Consider the following 12,292-nt stretch of genomic DNA (forward strand, 5'->3'; position numbering starts at 1 on the left):
TGTGAAACTATGATAGCAGTAATTTTTCTAATAATAAATATACTTTATGATATAGGAGTCGGGGTTCTTTCAGGATTTATCCTAGGAGAAGTCCAACCCCTCTACTATCTAATAATAACGCAAGCGACTAAGTTAATACTTGTAGCTATCTTTGTAAGGAAAAGGACTGATAAGTATAAAGAGGAATATAATGAAGAATATATAAAGACTAAAAGCCTAAATAAGGATGCTTATAAGCTAGTAACAATAGGACTAGGTCTAGCTGGCTTTGGAAATATATTGGTCACTATTATAATGAAGCTTTTTGAGAGTAATCCTTATATTAATAATGTAATAGAGACCTTAAATCAGGCCTTATCCTTTTCGAATAACTACGAGTATGCCTTGATGATTCTAAGTGTAGTATTATTAGCCCCTATTCTTGAAGAGTATTTGTTTAGGGGAATACTCTTTGCAGAAGTTAAAAAAAGCCCTAAGGCAAAGATAATAATTACCGCCCTTACTTTCGCTATCTATCACCTAAATTTAATCCAAGGACTTAACACCTTATTCATAGGTTTAGTTCTAGGATATATATATTATTATAGAAGGAACATAAAGGAAGTTATTTTGGTCCATATGGTGAATAATCTGGTAGCTGTATTTCCGGTCTACAACGAAGTTTTAGGTATAATTTGTATTATAGCTATAGGCTTTGCCATTAAGTTTTTGATGGACTTTAGAAAAGAATAAATTGATAAAAACACGATAGCTAATTTGCTTTTACATTGGGCTCTTTTTTAAAGAGCTTTTTTTGTGGTAGAATATAAGATAGAAAAAGGAGTAAAGATGCAAGCTTTAATTTGTTCAGTGGGAACTGAAATTTTATTAGGAAATATAGTAGATACGAATTCACAATACATAGCAAGCCATCTTAAAGACATGGGAATCAATGTTTATAAGATGATAACTGTCGGAGATAACTTCGATAGACTTGAAAAAGTCCTAAAAGAAGATTTTTATGATTATGTCTTTATAACAGGGGGACTTGGTCCAACCGAGGATGATATAACCAAAGAAGTAGTGATGAAAGTCGCCCAAAAAGACAAGCTAATTGTAGATGAGGAGTCGCTAAAAGCCTTGGAAGAATATTTTTCTAAAGACGACAAGGCTATAGAAATTAACAAAAAACAGGCAATATTTCCTGAAGATGCCATAATACTTAAAAATCCAAAAGGAACAGCACCAGGTTGTATTATTGATTCTGGTAAGACTAAATTTGTACTCTTACCAGGTCCACCTAATGAAATGACTTATATGTTTGATAAAGAAGTCGTAAAACACATCATGAAAGATTCTTTTATAAAATCTGTCACAGCAAAGACAGCCTTTCTTGGCGAATGGGATATGGCAAGCAGGGTAGACCTTTCAGGGAAAAATCCTACCATAAGCCCCTATGCAACTGATAATGGATGTATATTGAGGATAACTGCAAGCGGAAAAAGTGAAGCAGAAGTTGATGAACTTTTAACTAAGGGGATAAACCAGGTGGAAAAATCTCTAGGAGATTATGTAATAACTTTCGAAGATAAGAGAAAAGAGGAAGTTCTAATAGATATACTTAGAGAAAGAAAAGAGTTTGTTTCAACTGCAGAATCTTTTACTGGAGGTTTAATAGCAAGCTCTATAATAGATATTGATGGAGCAAGTGATGTTATCAAGGAAAGTTATATCACCTATGCTAATTCTTCTAAACATGATTTGCTAAATGTTTCATATGAAACAATCGAGACTTATGATGTAGTAAGTAGGGAAGTCCTAAAGGAAATGCTTGATGGACTTTTTAAAAGAACTAAAGCAGAACTTACTATAGCCACAACCGGCTATGCCCATCTTGGCAAAGTTTTTGTAGGAGTTTTATATAAGGGAGAGTATGTCCTTAAGGAATATAATTTCAAAGGTGATAGAAATAGGGTTAGATTGAGAGCGAAAAATAGGGCGATTGATTTAGCTATAACTTTAATGAGAGGTAAGTATGATAGTATCAATATTTAATCAAAAAGGCGGAGTAGGAAAAACTACTAGCGTAGTAAATCTTTCGGTAGCCTTGGTAAAAGAAGGAAAAAAAGTCCTTGTAATAGATATGGATCCTCAGGCCAATACAACCACAGGATTGGGGGTTGATAAAGAGGGAGATTCAGTTTATGACTTATTTAATGAGATTTTAGATGGTAAGAATGAAAAAGAAGAGAATGAAGAATTAGAAGAAAACGAAGAAGATAAAAAAACTATACCAGAAGATAAAAAGAGAATTGATTTTTCTAAATATATAAAAGAAACTGAATCAGGAGTACTTCTTATTAATTCCGAGTCTTCTCTATCAGGTCTTGAAGTTGAGCTTGTAAATCTAGATCCAGTTTCAAGGACAGAAGTCTTAAAGGAAATAATAGGAAAGCTAGAGGAAGAGTATGACTTCATATTAATCGATTGTCCGCCAAGTTTGGGACTTCTATCAATCAATGCTCTTGTTGCTAGTGACTCTATAATAATTCCTATTCAGACAGAATATTACGCCCTAGAAGGAGTAAGTGAATTGATGAATACTTACAAGCTAGTCAAGGATTCCTTAAATAAGGATCTTGAGATAGAAGGGGTACTTTTAACTATGTTCGATAAGAGGACAAATTTATCCTATGAAGTAGTAGAAGAAGTTAAATCATATTTTAAAAACAAGGTATTTAAGACGATGATTCCAAGAAATGTAAGACTCGCTGAGGCTCCTTCATACGGTAAGTCTGTCTTAGAATATGAAGAAAGGTCAAAGGGTGCGACAGCTTATAAAATGCTCGCCCAAGAATTGATAGGTGAATAAGATGACAGGAAGAAAAACCTTAGGCAGAGGCCTATCGGCTCTCATACCTGAAGTGGAAGAAGATATAACAAGCATAGAAAAAATAGATATAGATTTGATAGAAGCCAGGCGTGATCAGCCTAGGAAAAATTTTGAAAATATTGAAGAACTTGCTGAGTCCATAAAAGAATACGGCCTCCTAAATCCTATTGTATTAAGTAAAAATAATGGTAAATACGAAATAATAGCAGGTGAGAGAAGGTATAGGGCAAGTATCAAGGCTGGACTTAAGAAAATCGACGCTATAGTTAGGAATTTCGATCAAAAGGATATTGATATCCTCTCCTTAGTAGAAAATATTCAAAGAGAGGATCTAAGTGCACTTGAGGAGGCAGAAGCTTATAAGAAGCTCATTGATGATTTTTCCATGACCCAGGAAGAAATAGCAAAGTCTATGGGTAAATCTAGATCTTATATAGCGAACTCTGTAAGACTACTAAAGTTAAACAAGGATGAAACGGAAGCCTTGGCTGATAGGAAAATTTCTGCTTCTCAAGCTAGGACCCTCCTATCTATAAAGGATCAAGATGAACGAAAGAAAGCTCTCGATGGTTTTATAAACAAAAAATTAAATGTAAGAGACGCAGAAAAAATTAAAAATAAGGGGAAAAGAAAGGAAAAAGCAGATGGTCTGAGTGACATAGACAAGATTCTTTTAGAGGATTATGAAGAAAAGTTTATGGAAAAAGTAGGCTCTAAGGTAAAAATAGACAAAACTGGCAAGACCTACAAATTGATAATAGATTGTTTCACAGTTGATGATATAGAAAACATTTATTGGAGACTAGGCGATGAAGATAGTTGACATGAGTGTAGAAAGGCTCCTTACAGAGATCAAAAATATGAGACCGAACCCAGGAGGAGGAGCTGTTGTAATACTTGTGGCTAATATGGCAGTCAATCTCATTAATATGATGGGAGATGTTTCATGTGAAACATATATTAGTGAAAGGCTTACAGAACTTATTCAAGAAGATGTTGACGCAACCAAGAAATTAATAGCTGAGATAAAGAAAAAGAACTTTGAAGAAAAATACTTTATTGAAGCGGCCAGACCTCAAATCGAGATGGTGGATATTTCTCTTAAGGCCTTAGAACAATTTTCCGATATTCTTCTTAGGGGAAAGAATCTATCTGATGGTATTATAGCAAACAGTCTTTTAAAAGAAGCTATAAGATCTGCCATGCCTACTATTGAAGTTAATCTTAAATATACAGAAGAGATTTATGATTATGACTATTTTTTAGAAAAGTGTGAGAATTTGTATCAAAAAAATGTTGAAATTATCGAAGGAAGGAAATAATGACAGGAGTATTTATAGGGATATTATTCGTCTTAGTTGTGGTTGAATTTGCCTTTATTATGTCGATGAATAATAGGATAAGAAGGCAAAAGCAAAGGTATGACCACCTTTTAAGAGGAAATAACACAGATGTTAACTTAGAAGAACTTTTAGTTTCAATCAATGAAAGAATAGAAAATTCTAATAAGGAAATTAGAACAATAGATCAAAGGGCAATCGAAGCTAAAGATACTACTATGGGTGCCGTAAGCAATATGGCTGTGGTAAGCTTCGATGCTTTCGATGGACAGACTGGAAGTTTATCTTTTAGCCTATGTTTGCTTGATAATTTTCATAATGGTATAGTTCTGACCAGTCTTTATTCAAACGAAGGCTCCACAGTTTACCTTAAGGAAATTGTTAACGGAGCAAGCGAAAAGGACCTAGCCACTAATGAGCTAGAAGCTTTAAATAAAGCAAAAAGTTAATAAAATAACTAAGCTTACGTTTGAAATTTAATGGGTATAGTTATAATATAGAAACAAAAATAGGAGGACTAAATGCCAAAAGGTATACTAGAAAATGCAAGAAAGACCATAGAAGGTAAGAATTTAAAAATCGTTTTACCAGAAGGTAGCGATCCAAGAGTTCTAGCTGCTGCTTTAAGACATAAGGAAGAAGGACTTCTTACACCAATAGTTTTGGGAGATCAAGGAGAAATCCAAAAAACTGCTGATAAAGAAGGTCTAAAACTTGGAGATTTACAAATCATAAACCCACAATACTTCGAAGATTTCGATAAATTAGTTGATGTTTTCGTTGAAGTAAGAAAAGGTAAGACTTCAAAAGAAGAAGCTGAATTCTTACTTAGAACAAATGTAAACTATTTCGGAGTTTTGTTAGTTAAGGCAGGCTATGCCGACGGAATGGTATCTGGTGCGGTTCATACTACAGGAGATACTATTAGACCAGCCCTTCAAATTATTAGAACAAAACCTGGTGTAAATAGAGTATCAGGCGTTATGGTAATGATTGGACCAGATGGAAACCAATTGGTATTTGCAGATACAGCTGTAAATATTACTCTAGAATCTGATGAGCTTGCAGAAGTAGCAGTTGAAACTGCAAAAAGTGCTGAATCTTTTGGTATGGACCCATATGTAGCATTATTATCATTTTCAACTCACGGTTCAGCTCACCACGATCTAGCTACAAAGGTAGCTAAGGCTAAACAAAGAGCTTTAGAGCTTGATCCAGACCTAAGGGTTGAAGGTGAAATCCAATTCGATGCAGCAATCGATCCAAAAACAGCAGCTCAAAAGGCTCCAAAATCTGAAGTAGCTGGTAAGTGTAATGTATTCATCTTCCCAGATCTACAAGCAGGAAATATTGGATATAAGATAGCACAAAGACTTGGTGGATACAAGGCATTAGGTCCAATACTACAAGGTCTTAACGCACCAGTAAACGACCTTTCAAGAGGTTGTTCTGAAGAAGACGTGTACGAAATAGCAATTATTACAGCATCCCAAGCTTTAAATTAATAGGCTATTATGAAGAAGAGACAGTCGTTTGATTGCCTCTTTTTCTTTTAAAAAAAATGAGGTGAGTAATATATTTTTTGAAGAAATAAAAAATAATGCGAAGGCAGTCGTTCCATTAGCCCTTCTAGTTTTAATCCTTAACTTCTTTGTAGGAGTAGAGAGTAAATTACTAGTTAATTTTCTTTTGGGATGTGCTGGCGTAATTTTGGGACTAGCGGTATTCTTGACAGGCGTGGAGATGTCTATATCAAAAACAGGAACAATGATGGGAGAGTTTCTCGCAAGATTTAATTCTATTATTGCAGTCATTATTTTTGGTGTATTTATTGGATTTATAATATCTGTTGCAGAACCGGATCTTTTGATACTTGCCAATGAAATAACCAGTGCAGTTGGACTTTCTCCTCAAGTTATAGTTATGATAATTTCCCTTGGTGTTGGGATTATGATTTCTATTGGGCTTTTCAGAATATTTAAGGAGATTAAACTATCGAGCTTAATGATATGGATATATTCTCTTATATTTGTATTGATGATATTTGCTGATAACTTTGGCCATGCCATCGCTTTTGACGCATCAGGGGCTACTACAGGAGCAATGACCACCCCCTTTATCATATCCTTGGGACTAGGGGTTAGCTCCCTAAAGGGTGATATGTCAGAAGACGATTCATTTGGACTTGTAGGGATTGCTTCAGCTGGACCCATTATAGCAGGAATTTTGATGAGTTTATCAATTGGAAATACAAATGTGGAAATTGCAGAAGCAGGGCACAGCTCAGCCTTACTAAGCGGAATTACCAACGCTTCCTTTGCTATAATTCCAATTACTCTTGTATTTTACCTAATGAACTATAAATATTTTAAGATTAGTAAAGAAGAAATTAAGGAAATATCTATAGGACTAATTTATAGCTACATAGGACTAATACTCTTTCTAACATCTGTTGAGGGAGGATTTATGGAGCTTGCAAGAGTTATGGGAAAAGCCCTATCTGATTCAAAACTCCTTCCACTAATAGCCTTTGTATTGGGTCTTTTGGTAGTTCTTGCAGAGCCTGCAGTAGCGGTTCTATCCGAACAGGTCGAAGATGTTACGGGAGGTTCTATTCCTAGAAAGCTTATCCTAAGAGCCCTATCCATAGGAGTAGCCTTTGCAGTGATGCTTGCTATCTTTAGAATCAAAATCGAAGGATTTGCTCTTTGGATGGTCATAGTACCAGGGTTTTTGATATCCTTAATCCTTTCCAGGAAAGTTCCTAAAATCTTTGTAGGAATAGCTTTTGACTCAGGGGGAGTGGCATCAGGACCAATGACAGCGACCTTTATCCTAGCCTTCTGCCAAGGAGTTGCTGGAAATATAGCTGATGGCTTCGGAGTAATAGCCTTTGTAGCTATGATGCCTGTAATAACTATAATGATATTAGGAGCTTTATTTAAGGGAGAAAGATGATGCAATATATAAGAATAATTTTACCGAGGGGTAAAGGAAGCCATTTCATGAAAGTTCTAAAAGATGAAGGAGCCTTTGGAATATCCTGCTTTTATGGAGAAGGAGCTGCCCCTAATGAAATTTTGAGCAAACTTCACATAGACAAGACAAAAAAAGAAATAGTAACAGCCTTATTCGATGAGAAGAAAACAGACGTTTTATTTGATAAAATTAAAGATAAATTAAAAGATGTAAATACAGGTATTGCTTTTGCAACGTCGCTTGACAGAAAGGATTATATGATGGATTATGTATGTCTATATGTAATAGTAGATAGACACGAGGGTCAAAGAGCAGTCCATATCGCCCAAGATAACGGAGCGCGTGGAGCAACTCTTGTCCATGGGAGAGGATCTGCAGAAAATGTTAAAAGCCCTATATTTTTGAATATGAATATAGAACCTGAAAAAGATATAGTAATAATGCTAATAAAAAAAGAATTAGAAGATACTATTAGGGGTAAGATATATAAGGAGATGGAGCTTGACAAGGAAGGAAAGGGAATAATATATTCTCTACCTGTAAGTGAAGTTTCAGGATTAGTAGAACAAAGGAGATAATATGAAAAGATTAAACTCTAATGAATTTAGAACAGAAGTAGAAAACGGAAAGGGTCTAATGCTTGTAGACTTTTCAGCTACATGGTGTGGACCATGTAAGATGCAAGGACCAGTTCTCGAGGGACTTGAGAGTGATTATACAATATATAACGTAGACGTCGATGAGTCAGAAGATATAGCAGGCCAATACAATGTAAATGCTGTTCCTTCTCTTATGATTTTCAAAGATGGAGTCCTAAAAGATACCCTAGTAGGCTTCCAATCTAGAGAAGTTATAGTAGAAAAAATGGAACAATATAAGTGATGAGATATGATCTAGCAATAATCGGCGCAGGTCCAGCAGGGCTTAGCGCCGCTTTAAATGCAAAAATTAGAAACAAGTCTGTAATAATCTTTGGAAAGGACTCTCCTAAGCTTACTAAAACAGAATCCATTAAAAACTATCTAGGCTTTAGGGATATAAGAGGAAGTGAGCTAAACAAAAGATTCAAGGACTCTCTTAAAGATTATGAAATAAATTTTAGTAATGACAGGATACAAACTGTCTATGCCATGGGAGACTACCATGCTCTTATGCTTAAGTCAGGAGAGATGGTTGAATCAACTGCTGTGATAGTAGCAACAGGTATGGATCAAACAAAGGATCTAGCAGGAGAAGAGGAATTTTTTGCTAAGGGGGTAAGCTATTGTGCAACCTGTGATGCAGCCTTATATAAGGGAAAGGAAGTAGTTCTTATAGGCTATAATGAAGAAAGTGTTGAGGAAGCAAATTTTACGGCAGAAATAGTAGATAAGCTTAGCTTTGTCAATATGTATAAGGATGATATCGACCTAGACCCTTCTATAAATCTAATAGAAGGAGAAGTTCCTCTAGGATTTACTGGAGATGATAGGGCAAAAGTTTTGGAATTTAAGTCTGGTAAAAAGATAGAGGCAGACGGATTTTTCATCATAAAAGATTCGTCCAAGGCCCAAAGACTAGTTCCATCTCTAAAGATGAAGGATAATCACATAGATGTAGACTCTAATATGGCAACTAATATAGCTGGTCTCTTCGCAGCAGGAGATGTTACAGGAAGTCCATATCAAATAATGAAGGCAGTTGGTCAAGGGCAAATTGCAAGCCTAGAAGCAGTAAGGTATATTACAAAAATAAAGTCTAAATAGAAAATATTAGAAATTATAAAGAAAGGAATCCTATGGTTGAAATAAAGAAATTCGAAGAACTAGAAAAAGATGAAATATACCAAATAGCCCAACTAAGAAACGATATATTTATCCATGAACAATCAATGGATATGAGAAATCTCGATGCTATGGATTACATTGCAGATCATGCCTTTATCAAAGAAGGATATTCCTTAGTTTGTTATATGAGAATACATAAGATCGATGAAAAAAACAAAATATATCAAATATCAAGAGTAGTAACCCACAGGGATTTCAGGGGAAAATCCCTAGCCAGAAAACTTCTTTCGGAAGTTATGGAATATATAGACAAAGAACTCGATGCCAAAGAAGTTAGAATAAATGCTCAAGTATATGTCTCTGACTATTATGCTTCCTTTGGTTTCAAAAGAGAGGGAGAAGTTTTTGATGATGGTGGAATCGAACATATTTGGATGAAAAGGTACTATGATTAGGCCATAAATCTTCGAATTATTGAAATATGTATGAATTATATGTAAAGCATAAATAAGTTTTATTGAAAAAATTTAACTTATATGTAAAATAATAATATAGTACATTAGGAGGAGATATGGCAACAAAACATATAGATTTTTTTGAATTTAATAATTCTATATTCTCTATGATTAGAGAAATTTCACATAAAATCGATCTATTACTTCAAGATACTGCAAATGAACTAAGTATCACCCCTCTTCAGCTAAAGATGATTATTACACTTTATTCTAATAGGGACAAGGAAGTATCTATCGGTAGCCTCGGCAAGGCCATAGGCATAACCGGAGGTAATATTTCAAATATTTGCAAGAGACTTGAAAAGCAAGGCTTTGTAAATAGGGTAAGAAGTGAAGAAGACGAGAGAGTAGTTAATGTAATGCTTACAAAAGATGGAGAAAAAGCAGCTAAAATGGTAGATGACTACTTCCAAAAAATAAAGGAAGATATTCCGGAAGATGGAATAGATGTAAACTTACAAACCATAGTTGATGAACTAGAAGCTCTAGAATTACTGCTCGATAAATATATATATAGGAGTGGATTAGATGGCTAATAGAAATCCAAGCAAAAAACCTCTATTATATTATTGGTTGGTTGCTATAGTATTATTTGTAGTGATACGATTTGCACTAAATCCAATAGCACAAGATGCAGATGTAAAAGAAGTATCCTACAGCCAATTTGTTGAAATGATCGAAAATGATCAAGTTACAGAAGTATCTAAGGATGATCAAAAATACACCTTCAAGGCAAAGGTAGATGGTGATGAAAATGCCTACGAAACAGGTCTATGGCAAGATACAGACCTTACAGATAGACTTCTTAAGGCAAAAGAAAGAAATGATAAGTTAATATTCTCCCAAGAGATTGAAACGAGAATGAACCCTTATCTTTCACTATTCTTGACAAGTATATTGCCTCTAGTTTTCATTTGGGTAATATTCTATTTTGCCTCAAGATCTCTTACAAAGACCATGGGAGGCCGTGGCGGCGGAGACTTCATGAACTTCGGTAAGTCCAACGCCAAGATCTATGTAGAAAATAAGACTGGAAAGACCTTCAAGGACGTTGCAGGTCAAGAAGAAGCCAAAGACTCACTTAGTGAGATAGTAGACTTCCTCCACACCCCAGGAAAATACAAGGAAATAGGAGCCAAGGTTCCAAAGGGAGTGCTTTTAGTAGGTCCTCCAGGAACAGGTAAGACCCTAATGGCCCAAGCCGTAGCAGGTGAAGCCAACGTGCCATTTTTCTCAATTTCAGGATCAGAATTTGTGGAAATGTTCGTAGGTATGGGAGCAAGCAAGGTCCGTGACCTTTTCAAACAAGCTAAGGAAAAAGCACCTTGTATAGTATTTATAGATGAGATAGACGCTATAGGTAAAAAGCGTGACGTATCTGGATATTCTGGAAATGATGAACGTGAACAAACCCTAAACCAACTCCTAAACGAGATGGATGGATTTGATGCGACTGAAGGAGTTGTACTTCTTGCAGCAACCAACAGACCAGAAATCCTAGACCCAGCCCTTACAAGACCAGGTCGTTTCGATAGGCAAGTTCAAGTAGAACTACCAGACCTAAAAGGTCGTGAAGACATCCTTAAAGTTCACGCCAAAAATATCAAAAGAGAAGACGATATCGACTATGAAGAAATCGCCAAAAGAACTGCGGGTACAAGCGGTGCTGACCTTGCAAACATTATAAACGAAGGAGCCCTTCGTGCTGTAAGAGAAGGCCGTAACAAGTTAACCCAAGAAGACCTCGAGGAATCAATCGAGACAGTAATAGCTGGTCAACAAAAGAAAAACGCTGTAATAAGCGATGATCAGAAGAAGATTATAGCCTACCACGAAGTAGGACACGCCCTAGTAGCAGCCATCCAAACCCAAAAAACTCCGGTAACCAAGATTACCATAGTGCCAAGAACTGGTGGAGCCCTAGGTTATACAATGACTGTAGACAAGGACGAAAAATATATCATGACCAAACAAGAGCTATTTGATGAGATAGTTACCTTTGCAGGTGGTAGGTCTGCCGAAGAGTTGATCTTTAACACCAAAACAACGGGAGCTTCAAACGATATAGAAAGAGCTACCGCCATGGCTAGAAATATGGTCACCATATACGGAATGGATGATGAATTTGACTTCATGCAACTTGAACAAATCCAAGGAAGATACCTAGGTGGCCAAAGATCTATGATAGTGTCTGATGGAACAGGTAACAAGATTGACGAAAAAGTTGCCCAAATTATAGCAAAGGCTCATATGAGAGCTATAGAAATCCTTAAGGATAATATAGACAAACTTCACGAAATATCAGACTTCCTACTAAAAGAGGAGACCATAACAGGCGACCAATTTATGGAAATCCTAAACAAGAAGGCAGTAGATACTAGTGAAAGTGAGATAAAAGAAAATACAGATATCAAAAATCTAGATAATGATGAAAGTGATGAATCTATAGAAGATGAAAAAGAGAATATAAGTGAAGATAAGAAAGAATCAGACGAGGATTCTTTAGAATAAGATTTTAGGCTCCAGGCTTTGCTTGGAGCTTTTTCTATGAAAGGATTCAAATTATCTATGTATATAAGATTATTTAATTTATGATCTTTTAGATTTTCTAAAAGCTTTCTTTTTTTGTCTTATATCTTAATTATATTCATATACTCAAGTAGACTTATTTTCCGAAAACTCGTCAAATTCATAGCTTTAAATATATTGGAAATTTCACTTAAATAAAAGATGAAAAGACTTAAATAATTTATTTTCCTATAATAATTGACTAAAATCTTTTAAAATTATATGATTTAGATAAGAAGTCTGTATTAATTA

The 12,292-nt window shown here is 35.3% G+C and carries 14 protein-coding genes; all 14 read left to right on the forward strand.

Annotated features, from left to right (window positions below; genetic code table 11):
• Positions 1-9 precede the first annotated feature (9 nt).
• The 14 genes from C7D97_RS07540 to ftsH all read left to right on the forward strand — a co-directional run bounded on the left by C7D97_RS07540 (position 10) and on the right by ftsH (position 11,983).
• Positions 10-732, forward strand: coding sequence for a CPBP family intramembrane glutamic endopeptidase (locus C7D97_RS07540; protein WP_105301451.1), 723 nt, complete (start codon positions 10-12; stop codon positions 730-732).
• Positions 733-828: 96 nt separating this feature from the next.
• Positions 829-2,034 carry a CinA family nicotinamide mononucleotide deamidase-related protein gene (locus tag C7D97_RS07545; RefSeq protein WP_105301452.1) on the forward strand — a complete coding sequence of 402 codons (1,206 nt, stop codon included), beginning with the start codon at positions 829-831 and terminating at the stop codon, positions 2,032-2,034.
• Positions 2,015-2,851 (forward strand): ParA family protein, encoded by an 837-nt coding sequence (locus tag C7D97_RS07550; RefSeq protein WP_105301453.1) that lies wholly within the window; start codon positions 2,015-2,017, stop codon positions 2,849-2,851. Before C7D97_RS07545 ends, C7D97_RS07550 begins: the two co-directional genes overlap by 20 nt.
• Position 2,852: 1 nt before the next feature.
• On the forward strand, positions 2,853-3,695 hold the full coding sequence (locus C7D97_RS07555; RefSeq protein ID WP_105301454.1) for a ParB/RepB/Spo0J family partition protein: 843 nt from the start codon (positions 2,853-2,855) through the stop codon (positions 3,693-3,695).
• Positions 3,682-4,194 (forward strand): cyclodeaminase/cyclohydrolase family protein, encoded by a 513-nt coding sequence (locus C7D97_RS07560; protein ID WP_105301455.1) that lies wholly within the window; start codon positions 3,682-3,684, stop codon positions 4,192-4,194. Before C7D97_RS07555 ends, C7D97_RS07560 begins: the two co-directional genes overlap by 14 nt.
• Positions 4,194-4,661, forward strand: coding sequence for a DUF4446 family protein (locus C7D97_RS07565; protein ID WP_205408057.1), 468 nt, complete (start codon positions 4,194-4,196; stop codon positions 4,659-4,661). Before C7D97_RS07560 ends, C7D97_RS07565 begins: the two co-directional genes overlap by 1 nt.
• A gap of 72 nt (positions 4,662-4,733) precedes the next feature.
• Entirely contained in the window at positions 4,734-5,717 is a 984-nt protein-coding gene (gene pta / locus C7D97_RS07570) for a phosphate acetyltransferase (RefSeq protein ID WP_105301457.1), read from the forward strand.
• A 61-nt stretch (positions 5,718-5,778) separates the two neighbouring features.
• Positions 5,779-7,170, forward strand: a complete 1,392-nt coding sequence (locus C7D97_RS07575; protein ID WP_105301871.1) for a DUF1538 domain-containing protein — start codon at positions 5,779-5,781, stop codon at positions 7,168-7,170.
• Between the two features lie 47 nt (positions 7,171-7,217).
• Entirely contained in the window at positions 7,218-7,769 is a 552-nt protein-coding gene (locus C7D97_RS07580; RefSeq protein WP_240308897.1) for a transcriptional regulator, read from the forward strand.
• Position 7,770: 1 nt separating this feature from the next.
• The gene (locus C7D97_RS07585) at positions 7,771-8,073 is read left to right on the forward strand and encodes a thioredoxin family protein (protein WP_105301459.1); all 303 of its coding nucleotides are present in this window, start codon (positions 7,771-7,773) and stop codon (positions 8,071-8,073) included.
• The gene (locus C7D97_RS07590) at positions 8,073-8,936 is read left to right on the forward strand and encodes an NAD(P)/FAD-dependent oxidoreductase (protein WP_105301460.1); all 864 of its coding nucleotides are present in this window, start codon (positions 8,073-8,075) and stop codon (positions 8,934-8,936) included. The genes C7D97_RS07585 and C7D97_RS07590 overlap by 1 nt, the downstream gene beginning before the upstream one ends.
• A 32-nt stretch (positions 8,937-8,968) precedes the next feature.
• A complete protein-coding gene (locus tag C7D97_RS07595) occupies positions 8,969-9,412 on the forward strand; it encodes a GNAT family N-acetyltransferase (protein WP_105301461.1) in 444 nt (147 codons plus the stop codon).
• A gap of 116 nt (positions 9,413-9,528) precedes the next feature.
• On the forward strand, positions 9,529-10,008 hold the full coding sequence (locus tag C7D97_RS07600; protein WP_105301462.1) for a MarR family winged helix-turn-helix transcriptional regulator: 480 nt from the start codon (positions 9,529-9,531) through the stop codon (positions 10,006-10,008).
• On the forward strand, positions 10,001-11,983 hold the full coding sequence (gene ftsH, locus C7D97_RS07605; RefSeq protein ID WP_105301463.1) for an ATP-dependent zinc metalloprotease FtsH: 1,983 nt from the start codon (positions 10,001-10,003) through the stop codon (positions 11,981-11,983). Before C7D97_RS07600 ends, ftsH begins: the two co-directional genes overlap by 8 nt.
• Positions 11,984-12,292: the final 309 nt, after the last annotated feature.

Source organism: Anaerococcus marasmi (assembly GCF_900290195.1).
GTDB classification, from domain to species: Bacteria; Bacillota; Clostridia; order Tissierellales; family Peptoniphilaceae; genus Anaerococcus; species Anaerococcus marasmi.

Bases quoted from the DNA above. Each gene is read 5' to 3' on its own strand.
- pta (WP_105301457.1), top strand. From the start codon at position 4,734: ATGCCAAAAGGTATACTAGAAAATGCAAGAAAGACCATAGAAGGTAAG.
- C7D97_RS07545 (WP_105301452.1), top strand. From the start codon at position 829: ATGCAAGCTTTAATTTGTTCAGTGGGAACTGAAATTTTATTAGGAAAT.
- C7D97_RS07555 (WP_105301454.1), top strand. From the start codon at position 2,853: ATGACAGGAAGAAAAACCTTAGGCAGAGGCCTATCGGCTCTCATACCT.
- C7D97_RS07550 (WP_105301453.1), top strand. From the start codon at position 2,015: ATGATAGTATCAATATTTAATCAAAAAGGCGGAGTAGGAAAAACTACT.
- C7D97_RS07560 (WP_105301455.1), top strand. From the start codon at position 3,682: ATGAAGATAGTTGACATGAGTGTAGAAAGGCTCCTTACAGAGATCAAA.
- C7D97_RS07540 (WP_105301451.1), top strand. From the start codon at position 10: ATGATAGCAGTAATTTTTCTAATAATAAATATACTTTATGATATAGGA.
- ftsH (WP_105301463.1), top strand. From the start codon at position 10,001: ATGGCTAATAGAAATCCAAGCAAAAAACCTCTATTATATTATTGGTTG.
- C7D97_RS07600 (WP_105301462.1), top strand. From the start codon at position 9,529: ATGGCAACAAAACATATAGATTTTTTTGAATTTAATAATTCTATATTC.
- C7D97_RS07590 (WP_105301460.1), top strand. From the start codon at position 8,073: ATGAGATATGATCTAGCAATAATCGGCGCAGGTCCAGCAGGGCTTAGC.
- C7D97_RS07565 (WP_205408057.1), top strand. From the start codon at position 4,194: ATGACAGGAGTATTTATAGGGATATTATTCGTCTTAGTTGTGGTTGAA.
- C7D97_RS07585 (WP_105301459.1), top strand. From the start codon at position 7,771: ATGAAAAGATTAAACTCTAATGAATTTAGAACAGAAGTAGAAAACGGA.
- C7D97_RS07595 (WP_105301461.1), top strand. From the start codon at position 8,969: ATGGTTGAAATAAAGAAATTCGAAGAACTAGAAAAAGATGAAATATAC.
- C7D97_RS07580 (WP_240308897.1), top strand. From the start codon at position 7,218: ATGAAAGTTCTAAAAGATGAAGGAGCCTTTGGAATATCCTGCTTTTAT.